This window comes from Streptomyces sp. 8N706, from assembly GCF_052245415.1.
Taxonomy (GTDB): domain Bacteria; phylum Actinomycetota; class Actinomycetes; order Streptomycetales; family Streptomycetaceae; genus Streptomyces.
The window spans coordinates 1-16,745 of record NZ_JBQQBW010000133.1 but is presented as its reverse complement, the minus strand read 5'-3'; the positions used below and the strand labels follow the sequence as shown (position 1 = coordinate 16,745).

Genomic DNA, 16,745 nt, shown 5'->3' with positions numbered 1-16,745 from the left:
GCGAGGTCTTCTGGCCCGCCTTCCGCAAGGTGGACTTTCTGCGGGCGCTGCGTGACTACGCCGCCCGGCACCGCCGCTACGGCTCCTGACGTCCGCCGCGGGGCCGTTCCCCGCAGGGCTCCTCTCCTCCCGCGGGTTTCGGGAGTTCGGATCCGTCTTCGGAGTCCGCAGCGCCGAGCACTGCTTCCCGCCCGCCCGGTCCGGACGCCACCTCCCGGCGTGTCGTCCACAGCCGTCTGCCACATCCGGGCCCGGGCCGGCGGATCCCGGCAGGCGCGTGCTTCGCCCCGCTCCTCGCAGCGGGTCCGCGGTGGCGTAGGGGCCGCGTAGCGTTGCTCCGTTCGAGTGGCGTCTCGAATCCCCTTCCGTGGCCCGTACGGAAGTACTTGTTCGGCCTTTCGGAGTACACGGCCGGGCGTGCCGAGCGGTGTCCATGGGCTCCGGCCACGGGTGGCCGTGTGCTTCGGTGCGGAGGCGGGGCGGGCCCATAGGCCGTGTCCCGCAGGGGATCCGTGGCGGCCGAGGGGATCGACCCGACGTGGACTGCGGACCGTGCCGGGCCAGGTGTTGTGCAGGGCTGTTGCTAAACGTTCACATACCCGCCGTCATATGCCATGGCATGGCTGCGCACGTTCGAGGGAATATCTCCTGCAAGTCGACGCCCGGTCCACGGGCGTCCGGCACCAGCGGGTGGCATGGGGCCGCCCGCCCGGGAGGCCCTTTGCACACGGACGACCGTGCGGTTCGTTTGGCCGGCGCAAGCTCCGGCGCCAACGGTCCGCGGACGGACATCGCGGAGGGCCGGCGCACGGCCCGCGCATCGTGGCCCGAGCCCGGCCCATTCCCCGGCGACGCCGTCGCACCCCGACCTCATCCGAGGGGGTTCGTCCACCCGTGGTGACCAGCACGAAGCGCCGTACGCCCGACCGGCGCACCTATGTCATCGACACCAGCGTCCTGCTGGCAGACCCATCGGCCATGAGCCGCTTCGACGAGCACGAAGTCGTGCTGCCCGTCGTCGTGGTCACGGAGTTGGAGGCCAAGCGGCACCATCCCGAGCTGGGCTACTTCGCCCGGCAGGCACTCCGTCTGCTCGACGAGTACCGGGTGAGGTACGGACGTCTCGATGCGCCGATTCCGATCGGGGACCTGGGCGGCACGCTCAGAGTCGAGCTCAACCACTCCGACCCGGGAGTCCTCCCAGCGGGTTTCCGCCTCGGTGACAACGACTCGAGGATTCTGGCCGTGGCCAGGAACCTCCAGGCCGAGGGCTACGACGTCACGGTCGTCTCCAAGGACCTGCCGCTGCGGATCAAGGCGTCGTCGGTGGGCCTGCTCGCCGAGGAGTACCGGGCCGAACTCGCCATCACCGACTCCGGCTGGACCGGCATGGCGGAGCTCACCATCACGGCCGAGGAGGTGGACGAGCTCTTCGCCGCGGACAGCGTCCATGTGCCGGACGTGGCGGGGCTGCCCGTGCACACGGGGCTGGTGCTCCAGTCCGAGCGCGGCAAGGCACTCGGCCGGGTGACCGCCGACGGCCGGATCCGGCTGGTCCGCGGCGACCGCGAGGCGTTCGGCATCCACGGCCGCTCCGCCGAGCAGCGGGTCGCGCTCGATCTGCTGCTCGACCAGGAGGTCGGGATCGTCTCCATGGGCGGCCGGGCCGGGACGGGCAAGTCCGCCCTTGCGCTCTGCGCGGGCCTGGAGGCGGTGCTGGAACGCCGGCAGCACCAGAAGGTGATGGTCTTCCGGCCGCTGTACGCGGTGGGCGGGCAGGACTTGGGCTACCTTCCGGGCAGCGAGGCCGAGAAGATGAGCCCGTGGGCCCAGGCGGTCTTCGACACGCTGTCCGCAGTGACGTCGCGGGATGTGATCGAGGAGGTCGTGGGCCGCGGCATGCTCGAGGTGCTGCCGCTGACGCACATCCGGGGCCGTTCGCTGCACGACGCCTTTGTGATCGTGGACGAGGCGCAGTCGCTCGAACGGAACGTCCTTTTGACCGTTCTGTCCCGCGTCGGCGCCAACTCCCGTGTCGTTCTCACCCATGACGTGGCGCAGCGCGACAACCTGCGCGTCGGGCGGTACGACGGCGTGGTGGCCGTCGTCGAGAAGCTGAAGGGCCACCCGCTCTTCGCGCACGTCACGCTCAACCGCTCGGAGCGCTCTCCGATTGCGGCACTTGTGACCGAAATGCTGGAGGACGCCCGCATTTGAGTCCGATTCACCACTGATGCGGGCCTGTTGAATGGTTCGCACGGATCCGTGCAACTGCATACCGTAACGCCGCGCGGCGAAGCCGAGGAGCCTAGCCGCGCGGCGTTGTGCTGCGCGGGGCTTTCCGAAAAACCCCTGGCGCAAACGGGATGTGACCTTTCCCACGCAACGCAGAATTGCTTCGAGGCATCGGCTTCCGGCAGAGTCTGGGTCCTGTCAGGCCCCGCATACGGCACAACAGCACCCCCAGCGGTGTTGCACCACACAACTCAACAAGCGTCAGTCGTATGCCGCCCGAGCACCACGCGGAGCTCCCGAGGGAGTTCGCACCGGGCCAGTGCCTCCCGTGACCAGTCGGTCCCACCGTTCAACCGGGTCCGGAACAAGGGGAGGCCAGCGCCAGGGGCACGATTGCGTCCGCGAGGTCACCTAAGCGGGCGATGCTGGAAGGAAACCGTGTGAGCCGGATTTCGGTCCGGGGATTCGCAGTGGCGTCCGCCACCGCAGTCACCACCGTCGGCGCCGTCGTCGGTGTTGCCTCGGGTAGCACGCAGGGTTCGAGCACCGAACCCGCTGAGGCGACTGCTGCCGACGCGACGCTCCTCGCAGACATATCCGCCGGGAACCAGACCCAGGCGCAGACCGCGTCGCTGACGCAGCAGGCGGACGCCCAGTCCACCGCCGCGGACGCGGCGGCCAAGAAGTCCGCTGAGGAAGCAGCACGCAAGCAGGCAGCACAGGACGCGGCAGCCAAGAAGGCCGCGGCGGAGAAGAAGGCGGCCGCGGAGAGGGCGGCCAAGGAGCGCGAGGAGGAGGAGAAGGCCGCCGCGGCGAGCCGCTCCGCCACGCGTGACGCCGACGACTTCGCCGTCCAGGCTTCCTACACCGTCGCCCAGGTCCAGTCCATGGCCCGGGAGATGATACCGGGCGACCAGTTCCAGTGCTTCAGCAACATTGTGGACCACGAGTCCAGCTGGAACTACCGTGCGACCAACGCCTCCTCGGGCGCGTACGGCCTCGTGCAGGCGCTTCCGGGCTCGAAGATGGCCTCCGCGGGTTCCGACTGGCAGACCAACCCCGCCACGCAGATCAAGTGGGGGCTGGGCTACATGAACGACCGCTACGGCAGCCCCTGCGGCGCCTGGGAGTTCTGGCAGGCCAACAACTGGTACTGAGCCTGCGCATCGCAGACATCCCGAAACCCCCGACCTCAACCGGTCGGGGGTTTCGTCGCGTCCCAGGTAACGTCGTCCACGACGGCGGCAGGGGAGAGGGGGCGGAGGAAGAGAGATGTCCAAATTGCCTCAGTGGGTGGGCGGCTTGGGGTCCGGTCTGACCGGATTCGCGGCGTGGCTGGACGACCGTCGGCGTGCGGCCGCCGTCGCGGACGAGAACGGTCCGGACGCGTCCGGTCCGGCAGCCGGTGATGCGCCGGGAGCATCGGACGCCCCATCCGCCACGGGCGGCCCCGACCAGGTGCCCGCTCCCCCCTCCTACGCGCCGGCCGTCTCCGCCAGGCCCGACCCCGTCGCCGTGGTCCCCTGGGGCGTACGGGTCGCGGCCGAGGCAAGCTGGCGGCTGCTCGTCCTCGCGGGGACGCTCTATGTGCTGATGCGCGCCATCAGCGCCGTACAGCTGGTGGTGCTGTCCTTCGTCGCCGCCCTGCTCATCACCGCGCTGCTCCAGCCCTCGGTGGCCTGGCTCAGAAAGGCCGGCCTGCCGCGCGGCCTCGCCACGGTGCTCACCTTCATCACCGGCTTCGTCATCATGGGGCTCGTGGGCTGGTTCGTCGCCTGGCAGGTGATGGAGAACATCGACGATCTGTCCCAGCGGATCCAGGACGGCATCGACGAGTTGCAGAAGTGGCTGCTGCAGAGCCCCTTCCATGTGACCGAGGCCCAGATCAAGGACATCGCCAAGAGTCTGCGCGAGGCGGTCGGGTCCAACACCGAGGAGATCACCTCCGCGGGCATCGAGGGCGTCGCCGTCATCCTGGAGTTCCTCACCGGCATCCTGCTGGCGATGTTCAGCACGCTCTTTCTGCTCTATGACGGCCGCAAGATCTGGAACTGGCTGCTGAAGCTCGTCCCGAGCGGGGCCCGTGACGGCGTCGCCGGAGCCGGCCCCCGCGCCTGGAGCACCCTCACCGCGTATGTCCGCGGAACGGTCATAGTGGCCATGATCGACGCGATCTTCATCGGCCTGGGCATCTACTTCCTCGATGTGCCGATGGCTGTGCCGCTCGCCGTCTTCATCTTCCTGTTCTCCTTCATCCCGTTGGTCGGGGCGGTGGTCTCCGGCGCGCTCGCCGTCATCGTCGGCCTGGTCACTCAGGGCGTCTTCACGGGGCTGATGGTGCTTGTGGTCGTCCTGGCGGTGCAGCAGATCGAAGGGCATGTCCTGCAGCCGTTCATCCTGGGACGCGCCGTCCGGGTGCACCCGCTGGCCGTGGTCCTGTCGGTGGCGGCGGGCTCACTGGTCGCCGGGGTGGGCGGAGCGGTGGTGGCGGTGCCGCTCGTGGCCGTGACGAACACGGTGGTCGGCTATCTGCGCACGTACTCCATGGAGAAGGCCCTGCGGGACGTTCCCGTCCCGGCATCCGTCCCCGCGGGCGGCCCGGCCGCACCGGCGTTGGCGGTGCCGTCCGATGAGCACCCTCCGGAGCGCGTTGGCCGGCCGTCCGAGGCCTGAGCCGGGGGAAGGGCACCCGACGGGGCCTGCGAGGAGCCCCCGACCCGCCCGGCGGGGCCCGATGTCTCGGCAGCCCTTGTTCAACAACACGACGAGGGCCGCGCGATCCCTCGCGCGGCCCTCGTCGTACGGATCCCGCCCCCGTCGTACGGAGGGCGAAAGCCTCAGCCTTCCAGCACGGCCTCGGCGTCCAGCGTGGCGCCGACCGCCTGGAGGACGGCGGCGATCTTGAAGGCCTCCTGGATCGTCTCGCGGTCCACACCGGCCTTGCGGAGCACCTGCTCGTGCGAGTCGAGGCACATTCCGCAGCCGTTGATCGCGGAGACCGCGAGCGACCACAGCTCGAAGTCGACCTTCTCCACACCCGGGTTGCCGATGACGTTCATCCGCAGGCCCGCGCGTAGGTTGCCGTACTCCGGGTCCGACAGCAGATGACGGGTCCGGTAGTAGACGTTGTTCATCGCCATGACGGCGGCCGCCGCCTTGGCCGCGGTGTACGCCTCGGGCTTGAGGTTGGCCTTGGCCTCCGGCTCCAGCTCCTTCAGCACACGCGGCGAGCGGGTGGCGATCGCGCAGGCGAGCACCGTGCCCCACAGCTGCTGCTGCGGGAGTTCGGAGTTGCCGATGACCGAACCGAGGTTCAGCTTCAGGTCCTTGGCGTAGTCCGGGACGGCGGACTTCAGCTCGTCGAGGGCCATCTCAGATCACTCTCCGGACAGGAGCGCGACCGGGTCGAGGGTGTCCTCGCCCTTGCTCCAGTTGCAGGGGCACAGCTCATCGGTCTGCAGGGCGTCGAGGACCCGCAGGACCTCCTTGGGGTTACGGCCGACGGAGCCGGCGGTCACCATCGTGAACTGGATCTCGTTGTTGGGGTCCACGATGAACACGGCGCGCTGCGCGAAGCCGTCCTCGCCCTGGACGCCGCAGGCGCGCATGAGCTCGTGCTTGGAGTCCGCGAGCATCGGGAAGGGCAGGTCACGCAGGTCGGCGTGGTCCTTGCGCCAGGCGTGGTGCACGAACTCGGAGTCACCGGAGACACCCAGGATCTGGGCGTCGCGGTCGGCGAACTCCTCGTTGAGCTTGCCGAAGGCAGCAATCTCGGTCGGGCAGACGAAGGTGAAGTCCTTGGGCCAGAAGAAGACGACCTTCCACTTACCCTCATAGGTCTTGTGGTCGATCTGCGCGAAGGCCTTGTCCGCGTCGAGGTCGACGCAGGCGGTCAGGTCGTACTCGGGGAACTTGTCACCGACAGTGAGCACGCGCTCTCCTTGTAGCGTTTGGAAAGTCCTTTTTGGGGGCGTTCCTTGGGGGTTGGACGGGTCACACCCTTCCACAGCCCGATTGATCGCGGAAATCGGTAGACTTGTTGATGTTGATCGGAGGTGGTTATCAGTGGCCGTCAGCAGAGGACACTCCGGACGGAACGGGGCGCGGCAGCCGAGCCTTGCCCAGCTGCGGGCTTTCGCCGCCGTGGCCGAGCATCTCCACTTCCGGGACGCGGCGGCCGCCATCGGGATGAGTCAGCCCGCGCTGTCCGGCGCGGTGTCCGCCCTGGAGGATGCACTGGGGGTGCAGCTCCTGGAGCGTACGACGCGCAAAGTGCTGCTCAGCCCGGCGGGTGAGCGGCTGGCGGCCCGGACCCGTACGGTGCTGGACGCGGTGGGTGCGTTGATGGAGGAAGCGGACGCGGCACGGGCGCCCTTCACGGGGGTGCTGCGGCTCGGGGTGATCCCGACCGTGGCGCCGTATCTGCTGCCGACCGTGCTGCGCACGGTCCATGAGCGTTACCCCGACCTCGATCTCCAGGTCCACGAGGAGCAGACCGCCTCGCTTCTCGACGGGCTGGCGCACGGGCGGCTCGACCTGCTTCTGCTGGCCGTACCGCTCGGCGCGCCCGGCGTGACCGAACTTCCGCTCTTCGACGAGGACTTCGTGCTCGTCACTCCCCATGACCACTGGCTGGGCGGACGCGGTGACATTCCCCGCGAGGCGCTGCGCGAGCTGGATCTGCTGCTCCTCGACGAAGGCCACTGTCTGCGCGACCAGGCGCTCGACATCTGCCGTGAGGCGGGCCGCGAGGACGGCGCGCCGGTGACCACCAGCGCGGCGGGACTGGCGACCCTGGTCCAACTCGTCGCCGGCGGGCTCGGCGTGACGCTGCTTCCGCGTACGGCGCTCCGGGTCGAGACGGGACGTAGCGAACAGCTCTCGACCGGCTACTTCGCGGATCCGGCGCCATCGCGCCGGATCGCTCTGGCCATGCGGTCGGGGGCGGCGCGGCAGGGGGAGTTCGAGGAACTGGCGGGCGCGCTGCGGGAGTCGATGAAAGCGCTGCCGGTCAGGCTCTGCACGGGCCGGTCGTAGGGCGCCCGGCCGCGCAGGTCGACGGCGGAGAGCAGGGCGCCGGTGGGTGTCATGGCCGTACCTCTTTCGAGAGCTGGTCGAGGCGGGCCGCGGTCAGCTCGAGCCAGCGCAGGTCGGCTTCCAGGTGGAAGAGCGCGTGATCGCAGATGAGCTGGTCGGCGAGGTCGCCTGAGGACTTGCGCCGGGTCAGTTCACGCATCAGCCGCAGATGTTCGGCGCGCTGGCTGTCGAGAAGGTCCCCGGCGCCGCGGCCGGTGAGCAACGCGAGGACGACCTTCGTGTAGAGGGTGCTCTGCAGATACGGCTCGGGCTTCTCGGGCTGTGCCAGCCACCGCTCGACATCCGTGATTCCGGCTTCGGTGATGGCGTACCGCTTGCGCTCGGGGCCGCCGCCGGGCTCGATGCCCTCGACCTCCACGAGACCGTTCTTCAGCAGCCGCGACATCGTCGAGTAGACCTGCCCGTAGTGCAGCGGGCGATCGTGACCGAAGCGCTCGTCGAACGCGCGCTTGAGGTCGTAACCGTGGCGGGACCCGGACTCCAGGAGCCCGAGCAAGGTGTGGCCGATTGACATGTTCAGCACTCTACACCACGTGTATACATGGTGTGTATAGATGGCTGGGTGCCCGGGCTTCGGCTGCCGTCCGGGAGCGAATGGACGCCGCTTCGGGCCCACGTCGTGTGATCCCGGGGCGGGTAGGCGTTGCCCTCAGCAGCTCGGCGGCGCGAGCAGAGCTCTTCCGCGCACGGATCCACCGCACGTCGTTCCGCCCGTCCGATCGGGCGTCGTGGGCCCGCCACCCGAGCGGTCAGCCGACCGCAACCACGTGACTGCACATCAGGTGGCTGCTCCGGTGACTGCTACCAGGTGACTTTCCGGGCTGTTCGGGCCGGGCGTCGGCCGACGGAGCAGCCAGGTACGCGACGATCACTGTCGCCGTCCGATCGCTCCGCCGCCCATTGCTCCGCCGCACCGCCCACGGAGGTACCACCGATGCGCATCCTGCTGCTCGCCGGCGGGTTCAACAGCCTGACGCAGCGCGTGTCGGCCGAGCTGTCCGAGGGTGGCCACACCGTGGCGTTCGAACGGGTCACGGACGAGACCTCCCTGCGGGAAGCCGTACACCGGCATCCGGCAGCGCGGCTGATCATCGCTCCGATGCTCACCACGGCGATTCCGGAGGACATCTGGTCCGCCCATACCTGTCTGGTGGTGCATCCGGGCCCGCCGGGCGACCGCGGGCCGTCCTCCCTCGACTGGGCGATCGAGGAGGAACGGGAACAGTGGGGGGTCACCGTCCTCCAGGCGGACGCGGTGATGGACGGCGGGGACATCTGGGCGTGGGCACCGTTCCGTATGCCGGAAGGTGTCGCCAAGAGCGATGTCTACCGCGACGAGGCGGGGGACGCGGCACTGGAGGCGGTGCTGTCGGCGGTGGAACGCTTCGCGTCGGGGAGCTTCACCCCGCAGCCGCAGCCGCAGCCGCAGCCGCCGCGATCGCAGCCACGGTCGCTGCCGCCCTCGCCGGACTCCGGCCCCGCCGCCGCCGTCACCGTACGCCCGTTCTTCGACCAGAGCAGACGCCGTATCCACTGGGCCGGGGACACCACCGCGACCGTCCTGCGCAAGCTCCGCGCGGCGGATTCGCAGCCCGGCGTGCTGGACGCGTTCCTCGGCGAGGAGTGGTTTCTCCACGGGGGCCACCAGGAACATGTGCTGCGCGGCAGCCCCGGCGAGGTCCTGGCCACGCGGGCGGGCGCGATCTGCCGCGCCACCGCCGACGGCGCGGTGTGGATTCCGCAGCTGCGCCCACGCCGTCGGCCGCAGGGCCCGGCCACCTTCAAACTCCCCGCGGTGCAGGCGCTCGGGGACCGCCTTCCGGACGTGCCCCACCGCCCCGCGCCCCTGTGGCAGCAGTCCGACGACGCCCGGCCCGTCTGGGCCGACATCCGTTACCGGGAGGACGGGCCCGTCGGCCATCTGCGCTTCTCCTTCCCAGGGGGCGCGATGAGCACCGAGCACTGCCGACGACTGCTCGCGGCCTACCGGTTCGCCTGTACCCGGCCGACCTCGGTCCTGGTGCTGGGCGGCGTCCGCGGGTTCTTCTCCAACGGGATCCATCTGCATGTCATCGAGGCCGCCGCCGACCCGGCCCAGGAGTCATGGGACAACATCCAGGCCATGGACGACCTGGTGGAGACGGTGCTGAACACCACCGACCGCCTGGTCGTCTCCGCCCTCGCGGGGAACGCCGCTGCCGGTGGCGTCATGCTGGCCGCCGCGGCGGACGAGGTGTGGTGCCGGTCCGGGGTCGTTCTCAACCCGCACTACCGGCGGATGGGGCTGTACGGCTCCGAGTTCTGGACGTACACCCTGCCCTGGCGGGTGGGGGCGGACGGTGCCGAGCAACTGACCGGACAGGCGGTGCCGGTCACCGCGGCCGCGGGGCGCCGTATCGGGCTGGTCGACCGCCTCGTGGCCTGCAGTCCGGATGAGTTCGGCCGGGAGGTCACGAGGCTGGCCGGAGCGCTGGCCTGCGCACCGGAGCTGCACGAGCGGATCACCGGGAAGAAGGCCGCCCGTGAGCGCGACGAGGCGGTCACGCCGCTCCGGCGCTACCGGGAGGAGGAACTCGACGGGATGCGGCGCATCTTCTTCGACCCGGAGGCGCCGTACCACGCCCTCCGCGCGGCCTTCGTCCGCAAACAGCCGCCGCCAGTCCTTCCGGAGGGCGGCGGCTGACGGCTGGGAGAGCACGGTGCCGTGGGCGGCACCTACGGGGCGAGGCCGAGGACGGTGTCGACGTCCAGCGTCACCGCCGCCCCGACGGACGCCGGCAGGGAGAAGGACTCGCCGGGCGGATGGACGGCATGGACCCGGTACTCGCCGAACTCCGGGTCGGTCAGCACGCGGACGCGGCAGTTCCGGCGGTCCGCGATCACATAGACCGGGATGCCGGCAATCGCGTAGGCGAGGACCTTCTTCTTGAGGTCGTTGCCGTAGTTGGACGAGGTCACTTCCAGGACCATACGGAAGATCGCGGGGTCGTAGCAGTGGTGCTCGACGAGGTGATCCGCAAAGTCCGCGTCGACGACGGCGAGGTCGGGTGCGGCGAAGTCGAACGGGCCGTCCGGCAGCCAGATGCCGAGCGCTTGGACCACTCTGCATGCGTCACCGTGCAGACCTGCGGCGATCAGGGGAATCATGATGTCGGTCAAGGAGACGCAGTGATGACCGTCCGCGAGTGGCGTCACGGTGATTTCTCCCCCGATGATCTCGACGCGGTAGCCAGGGATCCGCCGGGAGACCTCCTCGGCTTCCTCGAGCAGGGTCGGTTCGCCGTCGTAGGAGTGCTCGATCTGTGCGGCGGACATGGCGTTCCTCCTCACGGCCGGATGTCGAGGCCATCCTCATAAAAGGGGCGCCCGGCTGACGTGTTGATCAGCCATGTTCACTCATTCGGGCGCCCGTCCGGCCCGTCCCGCCCGTCGGGCCGGTCGCGTCCGTCCGGCCCGTCCGAGCCCGACGGGCCGGTGGCTTTCGGCGGGCGGCCACGGCGCGGGATCGGCCCGGCCGATGTCGGGAGCCGCCCGGCCTCGGCGAGAGCCCTGCGGAGCAGGAACTCGATCTGCGCGTTCGCGCTGCGCAGTTCGTCCTCCGCCCAGCGCGCGATCGCGTCGTGCACGGCGGGGTCGAGCCGCAGCAGCACCTGCTTGCGCTGCTGCGGCCGCCGCTTCCGGGGTTCCCGCTCGGGCCGGGGCCCGTCGGGGAGTTCGCCCGTCACTGGTTGAGCGTGCCCGTGTTGAGGACCGGCTGCGGGGCGCGGTCACCGCACAGGACGACCATCAGATTGCTGACCATGGCTGCCTTGCGCTCCTCGTCCAGCTCCACGATGTCCTCCGCGGTGATTCTGGCGAGGGCGGCCTCGACCATGCCGACCGCGCCGTCCACGATCTGCCGCCGCGCGGCGACGACCGCCCCCGCCTGCTGGCGCTGGAGCATCGCGGAGGCGATCTCCGGGGCGTACGCGAGGTGGGTGAAGCGGGACTCTACGATGGCGACACCGGCCGCACGGACGCGAGCGGACAGCTCGGCGGCGAGCTTCTCCGTGATCTCCTCGGCGTTGCCGCGCAGCGAGAGCTCCGCCTCGTCATGGGCGTCGTACGGGTACTCGATGGCGATGTGCCGGACCGCGGCCTCGGTCTGGGTGGCGACGAACTCCAGGAAGTCGTCCACCTCGAACACCGCCTGCGCCGTGTCCTGGACCTGCCAGACCACGACCGCGGCCAGCTCGATGGGGTTGCCGTAGGCGTCATTGACCTTCAGGACGGGCGTCTCATGGTTGCGCACCCGGGTGGAGATCTTCTCCCGGGAGGTCAGGGGGTTGACCCAGCGCAGTCCATCGGTGCGGATCGTCCCCACGTACCGCCCGAAGAGCTGGACCACCCGGGCCTCGCCCGGCGCGACCATGTTCAGCCCGCACATCGCGAAGACCGAACCGAGGGCGATCAGGACGCCGAGGACGATCAGCGGTGCGCCCACGGCGGCCGAGCCATGGCCGGACAGCGTCGCCCCGCCGATGATCACGCCGGTTCCCACGAGAAGTCCTATGAGCCCGAGCAGGAGGGCGAGCCCTCCGCCGATGTCATGTGCCGCGGCCTCGCGGACCTGCGGTTTCGGCATGTCGGGTGCGTCCGCGGCAGCTGCGGGAGCGGTGTCGGACATGGTGTCCCCCCGTTTCGTATCAGGTACGGACCGCCAGTCGGCCCGTTCTATCAAAGTGTTATCACATTAAGGCGTAAGGCAACCATAGGGCCGTTTCAGCGGTCATTCACAGGGCCGGAGGTGCTGATTGTCACGTCCTGAAAAGCCTTGATCGATGCGACTTTGGCGCCAGATGCGGTGTTAGCGTCTTGGGCCGGTGAGTGCCGGGGGACCGCCCCGGACCCCCGCCGCGGGGGGCGGACGGAACGGGAGCTGCGAGAGATGGGCCGAGCCGAAGCGAGACGTGCGCAGAAGCGCGGCTCCCGCCGCGCCAAGCGGAGCGGCGTCATACGCCGGTTCTTCGGCTGGAGAAAGCTGCTCGGCACCTTCCTCACGGTGTCCGCCCTCGGTATCGCCGCCTTCATCGCGCTCTACATCGCCGTCGACGTTCCCGGCGCCAACGCCCAGGCGAAGCTCCAGAGCAACACCTACAAGTACAGCGACGGCACCCTCATCGCCCGCACGGGCAAGGTCAACCGCGAGTCCGTACCCATCTCCAAGGTGCCCAAGGACGTTCAGCACGCCTTCGTCGCCGCCGAGAACAAGACCTTCTACAACGACTCCGGCGTCGATCTGAAGGGCACCGCCCGCGGCCTGGTCAACACCGTCACGGGCAAGGGCAGGCAGGGCGGCTCCACCATCACCCAGCAGTACGTCAAGAACTACTTCCTCGGCCAGGAGCAGACGGTCAGCCGGAAGGCCAAGGAGCTGATCATCGCGCTCAAGGTCGACCAGGAGAAGACCAAGGACGACATCCTCGCCGGCTATATGAACACCAGCTACTACGGGCGCGGCGCGTACGGCATCCAGGCCGCGGCCCGCGCGTACTACGACGTCGACGCCGAGGACCTCTCGGTCCAGCAGGGCGCCTATCTCGCGGCGCTGCTCCAGGCGCCGAGCCAGTACGAGTGGTCGGCCGCCTCCGCCACGTCCCGGAAACTGGTGCTCCAGCGCTGGAACTACGTCCTGGACAACATGGTCGAGATGCGCTGGCTGGACTCCGGCAAGCGCGCCGGAATGACGTTCCCCAAGCCGGTCGCACCCAAGCCCGCTCCCGGTCTCGACGGGCAGACCGGCTATCTCGTCGATGCCGCGGAGCAGGAGCTGATCAACTCCGGTATCAGCGAGCAGGAACTCGCGGCCGGCGGCTGGAACATCACCCTCGGGATCAACAAGGGCAAGCAGAAGGCGCTGGAGCGGGCCGTCGACCGCAAGCTCATATCGCGGCTCGACCCCGAGCAGCGGAAGGTCGACTCCCATGTGCAGGCCGGCGCCGTCTCCGTCGACCCGAAGACCGGTCTGGTCGCCGCCCTGTACGGCGGCAGGAACTACCGCGCGCACGAGCTGAGCAACGCCACCCGCCGCGACTACCAGCCGGCGTCGACCTTCAAGCCGCTCATCCTCGCCTCGGCGCTCGAGAACGACGCGACGACCCAGGACGGTGTGCCGATCAAGGCGAGCACCATCTACGACGGTACGAGCAAGCGACCCGTGAAGGGCAGCGACACCGCGTTCTCCCCGCCCAACGAGGACGACAAGGACTACGGCCCGATCACCGTGCAGAGGGCCATGAACAAGTCGGTCAACTCCGTCTTCGCGCAGATGGCCGTGGACGTGGGCCTGGAGGAGGTCAAGAAGACCGCGCTCGGCCTCGGCATGAGCCCCAAGGCGGGCGGCTTCGACGTACGCCCCGCGATGTCCCTCGGCGTCATGGAGGCCAGCCCGCTGGACATGGCCGGGGTCTACGCCACCCTCGACAACCACGGTGAGAAGGTCACCCCGCGGCTGGTGAAGTCCGCCGAGCGCGGCGAACAGAGGGTGCAGCTGCCGGATCCCATCGGCGAGCAGGTGGTGGACCGGACGACCGCCGACACCGTGACCTCCGTGCTCACGGGCGTGGTGGACGACGGTACGGGCTCGGCCGTGCGCCGGTCGGGTCTGGAGGTCGCGGGCAAGACGGGCACCTCGGACGACAACAAGTCCGCCTGGTTCACCGGCTATACGCCGAAGCTGGTCACCGCCGTCGGCCTGTTCGGCGAGGACATCGAGAACGGCGGCAAGCAGGTCACCCTCAAGGGCGCGGGCGGCGGCGGACGGGTGAACGGCGGTGGCTACCCGGCCGAGATCTGGGCCGACTACACCCAGGGCGCGCTGAACGGCGAGCCGGGGGGCGAGTTCGATCTGGAGACCGACCAGGGCGCCGCTGTGGCCCCCACTCCGGTGCCCACCCCGACGACGTCCGCCCCGGACCCGGAGCCGACCCCCTCCGAGACGCCCGAGTCGGAGTCCCCGGGCACGAACCCGTCGGAGTCAGAGCCCACTCCCACCCCGAGTCAGTCCACGCCGACCGCCCCGCCGACCCCGCCCCCGCCCACGGAGCCGAGCGGCCGGCCGTCGACGGAACCGGGCGCCGACGAACCCCAGTTGGTGCCGGGGAACTGACCCGGCAGCGCAGCCGTACCCCCGGCTGCGACCCGGTCCAGGAGCCGGGGCCCGAGGGCCGCGTCAACTCGACCGGCGCGCCCAGGATTTCGGGGAGCTCGTACGACTCACCCGGCCGGTGGAGGGAGCGAGCGGTACCCGCCTCCGCGCGGGTCGGTCCGAACGACGGCCTCACGCGGACGGCACCCCCGTCGCACGCGCAACACTCGCGTCCGACGGGGGTGCCGTGGTCCGTGCGCGGGGCCCGGTGGGAGCTACTGGCTCTGCGGGGGGCGGGCCAGTTCGAACCACACCACCTTCCCCGTGCTCAGCCGTGTCGCACCCCAGCGCCGCGCCAGCTTGTTCACCAGGTACAGCCCGCGCCCGCCCTCGTCGGACGGCCGCGCCTGGCGCAGCCGGGGCAGCTGCGGCACATCGTCACCCACCTCGCAGCGCAGCACGTCCGTCCGCAGCAGCCGGAGGGTGATCGGCCGCCCGGCATAGCGCACCGCGTTCGTCACGACCTCGCTGACCAGCAACTCGACCGAGTCCGTCAGCTCCTCCAGGTCCCAGCGCGCCAGCGCCCGCCGTGCCAGCCGGCGCGCCTTGCCCGGCGTCTGCTCGTGCGGGTCCAGAAACCAGTACGCGACATCGCTCGGCGCGATCCCGTCGAAGCGGGCGGCGAGCAGCGCGATGTCGTCGTCCCGGTCGCCGGGGCCCAGCATGTCGAGCACCTCGTCGCAGAGCGGCTCCAGTGGCGGCGGATGGTCCGCGCCGGTCAGCCGCGCCGTCGCGGTGAGCTTCTCCCGCAGCTGCTCTATCCCGGTCCAGACGTCGCGCAGCCGGGACTCGACCAACCCGTCCGTGTAGAGCAGGAGGGTGGCGCCCGCCGGGGCGTCCAGCTCGACCGCCTCGAAGTCGACGCCGCCGACGCCTATCGGCGCACCCGGGGGTACGCGCAACACCTCGGCCCGGCCGCCCAGATGCAGCAGTACGGGCGGCGGGTGCCCGGCGTTGGCCACCATGATGCGGTGCGCGACCGGGTCGTAGACCGCGTACAGGCAGGTCGCCATCCGGTCGCTGCCGAGGCGTTGCGCCTGCTCGTCGAGGTGGTGCAGCACCTCCTCCGGCGGCAGGTCCAGCCCGGCGAGCGTCTGGGCGGTGGTGCGCAGCTGGCCCATGATGGCGGCGGAGGTCATGGAGTGGCCCATGACGTCGCCGACGACCAGGGCCACCCGGCTCCCGGGCAGCGGGATCGCGTCGTACCAGTCGCCGCCGACACGGGCGGTCTCGGCGGCCGGCAGATAGCGGCTGGCGAGCTTCACGCCGGTGGGCTGCGGCAGCGAGTCCGGCAGCATGGTCCGCTGCAGCGCGTCCGCGATGTAGGCCTCGCGGCCGTACAGCACCGCCTTGTCGACGCCCAGCGCGGTGTGGGTCGCCAGCTGTGCGGCGACCAGCAGATCGTCGGGCTCGAAGGCGGGCCGGTCCGGGCGGCGCAGGAACACGGCGGCGCCGATCACCCGGCGGCGGCCGCGCAGCGGCGCGAGGACGGCGCGCCGGCCCCCCGGTATCGCGTGGGCGGCGCCGAGGAGTTCGGGGAGCGCGGCGCGGGCGGCCGCGGAGTCGCCGAACACCGGGCGCACACCGCGCAGCACCTCGGCGAGCGGCCCGCCCGGCCGCACCTCGGCCAGCTCGGCCGCCTGCGGGAAGTCCGGCTGCACATTGATCATGGGCAGCCGGCCGCCGTCGGTGTCCTGCTCCTCGGGGATCCGGTCGGTGCGCCGCAGCCGCAGGACGACCGGTCCCACGGGCCGTTCATCACCGACGGGCAGCGGGTCGCGGAGGTAGACGAGTATGACGTCGGCGAAGGTGGGGACGGTCGCGCGGCAGAGGCCGAGCACGATCTCGTCGAGATCGATGCCCCGGGCGATCCGCCGGGTGGCGGCGCCCACGAACCGCAGCCGGTCGCCGTCGCGCGCGCCGCCCGCCGCCGGGAGGCTGTCCGGGATCCGGTCCGGCGGAGCGGGCGGTCCGGCCGCGTCGGGCATCCGCTCGGATGCGGCCCGCTGGTGCCCGATCTCCGCGGCGGCGTGGGCATGACCCGCCGGACTCCCGCTCTCCCCGTCGTGCGGGTGGCCCCGACGGGCGGCGCCGGTGGCGGCGTTACGGTCCGTCTCGCACTCCTGGGGCCGGGCGGGATGCGGCACGCCCGGCGAGGGTTCGGCGGGCGACGCCGAGGCACCGGCCCGGTTGCGGCGGTCCGTGGCCGCTGCCGCCGCAACCGGGC

14 protein-coding genes are annotated in these 16,745 nt (G+C 70.5%); 7 read left to right on the top strand and 7 right to left on the bottom strand.

The features are described 5' to 3' along the window. The 4 genes from ACTWQE_RS30270 to ACTWQE_RS30255 all read left to right on the top strand — a co-directional run. Nucleotides 1-89 (top strand): undecaprenyl diphosphate synthase family protein (locus tag ACTWQE_RS30270; protein ID WP_443332277.1); only part of this gene is annotated, 89 nt, incomplete at its 5' end. Between the two features lie 805 nt (nucleotides 90-894). Next, nucleotides 895-2,217, top strand: a complete 1,323-nt coding sequence (locus ACTWQE_RS30265; protein ID WP_443332275.1) for a PhoH family protein — start codon at nucleotides 895-897, stop codon at nucleotides 2,215-2,217. Between the two features lie 440 nt (nucleotides 2,218-2,657). Further along, nucleotides 2,658-3,392: a lytic transglycosylase domain-containing protein gene (locus tag ACTWQE_RS30260; protein WP_443332274.1), complete on the top strand. Its 735-nt coding sequence runs from the start codon at nucleotides 2,658-2,660 to the stop codon at nucleotides 3,390-3,392. Between the two features lie 115 nt (nucleotides 3,393-3,507). After that, entirely contained in the window at nucleotides 3,508-4,908 is a 1,401-nt protein-coding gene (locus ACTWQE_RS30255; RefSeq protein ID WP_443332273.1) for an AI-2E family transporter, read from the top strand. A gap of 164 nt (nucleotides 4,909-5,072) precedes the next feature. Here the strand turns inward: ACTWQE_RS30255 and ACTWQE_RS30250 are convergent, their stop codons facing one another. Together ACTWQE_RS30250 and ACTWQE_RS30245 are read right to left on the bottom strand one after the other, a co-directional pair. Next, nucleotides 5,073-5,606, bottom strand: coding sequence for an alkyl hydroperoxide reductase (locus ACTWQE_RS30250; RefSeq protein ID WP_443332272.1), 534 nt, complete (start codon nucleotides 5,604-5,606; stop codon nucleotides 5,073-5,075). A gap of 6 nt (nucleotides 5,607-5,612) precedes the next feature. Next, entirely contained in the window at nucleotides 5,613-6,167 is a 555-nt protein-coding gene (locus ACTWQE_RS30245) for a peroxiredoxin (protein WP_443332271.1), read from the bottom strand. A 133-nt stretch (nucleotides 6,168-6,300) separates the two neighbouring features. Between ACTWQE_RS30245 and ACTWQE_RS30240 the strand changes: the two genes are divergently transcribed. Next, the gene (locus ACTWQE_RS30240; protein WP_443332270.1) at nucleotides 6,301-7,272 is read left to right on the top strand and encodes a LysR substrate-binding domain-containing protein; all 972 of its coding nucleotides are present in this window, start codon (nucleotides 6,301-6,303) and stop codon (nucleotides 7,270-7,272) included. 49 nt (nucleotides 7,273-7,321) lie between these two features. On the opposite strand, the gene ACTWQE_RS30235 is transcribed toward ACTWQE_RS30240, so the two are convergent. Beyond that, nucleotides 7,322-7,846: a PadR family transcriptional regulator gene (locus ACTWQE_RS30235; RefSeq protein WP_443332269.1), complete on the bottom strand. Its 525-nt coding sequence runs from the start codon at nucleotides 7,844-7,846 to the stop codon at nucleotides 7,322-7,324. 420 nt (nucleotides 7,847-8,266) lie between these two features. Between ACTWQE_RS30235 and ACTWQE_RS30230 the strand changes: the two genes are divergently transcribed. After that, nucleotides 8,267-10,015, top strand: a complete 1,749-nt coding sequence (locus tag ACTWQE_RS30230; protein ID WP_443332268.1) for an enoyl-CoA hydratase-related protein — start codon at nucleotides 8,267-8,269, stop codon at nucleotides 10,013-10,015. A 32-nt stretch (nucleotides 10,016-10,047) separates the two neighbouring features. Here the strand turns inward: ACTWQE_RS30230 and ACTWQE_RS30225 are convergent, their stop codons facing one another. The 3 genes from ACTWQE_RS30225 to ACTWQE_RS30215 form a co-directional block, all read right to left on the bottom strand. Then, nucleotides 10,048-10,647 carry a Uma2 family endonuclease gene (locus ACTWQE_RS30225; RefSeq protein WP_443332267.1) on the bottom strand — a complete coding sequence of 200 codons (600 nt, stop codon included), beginning with the start codon at nucleotides 10,645-10,647 and terminating at the stop codon, nucleotides 10,048-10,050. A 77-nt stretch (nucleotides 10,648-10,724) separates the two neighbouring features. Continuing rightward, nucleotides 10,725-11,057, bottom strand: a complete 333-nt coding sequence (locus ACTWQE_RS30220) for a hypothetical protein (RefSeq protein WP_443332266.1) — start codon at nucleotides 11,055-11,057, stop codon at nucleotides 10,725-10,727. Further along, nucleotides 11,054-11,998 (bottom strand): SPFH domain-containing protein, encoded by a 945-nt coding sequence (locus ACTWQE_RS30215; protein ID WP_443332265.1) that lies wholly within the window; start codon nucleotides 11,996-11,998, stop codon nucleotides 11,054-11,056. Before ACTWQE_RS30215 ends, ACTWQE_RS30220 begins: the two co-directional genes overlap by 4 nt. 261 nt (nucleotides 11,999-12,259) lie before the next feature. On the opposite strand from ACTWQE_RS30215, the gene ACTWQE_RS30210 reads away from it, so the two are divergent. Then, nucleotides 12,260-14,479 (top strand): transglycosylase domain-containing protein, encoded by a 2,220-nt coding sequence (locus ACTWQE_RS30210; protein WP_443332264.1) that lies wholly within the window; start codon nucleotides 12,260-12,262, stop codon nucleotides 14,477-14,479. Between the two features lie 254 nt (nucleotides 14,480-14,733). Here ACTWQE_RS30210 and ACTWQE_RS30205 read toward each other — a convergent pair whose 3' ends face one another. After that, nucleotides 14,734-16,536 carry a SpoIIE family protein phosphatase gene (locus tag ACTWQE_RS30205; protein WP_443332276.1) on the bottom strand — a complete coding sequence of 601 codons (1,803 nt, stop codon included), beginning with the start codon at nucleotides 16,534-16,536 and terminating at the stop codon, nucleotides 14,734-14,736. Between the last annotated feature and the right edge of the window lie 209 nt (nucleotides 16,537-16,745).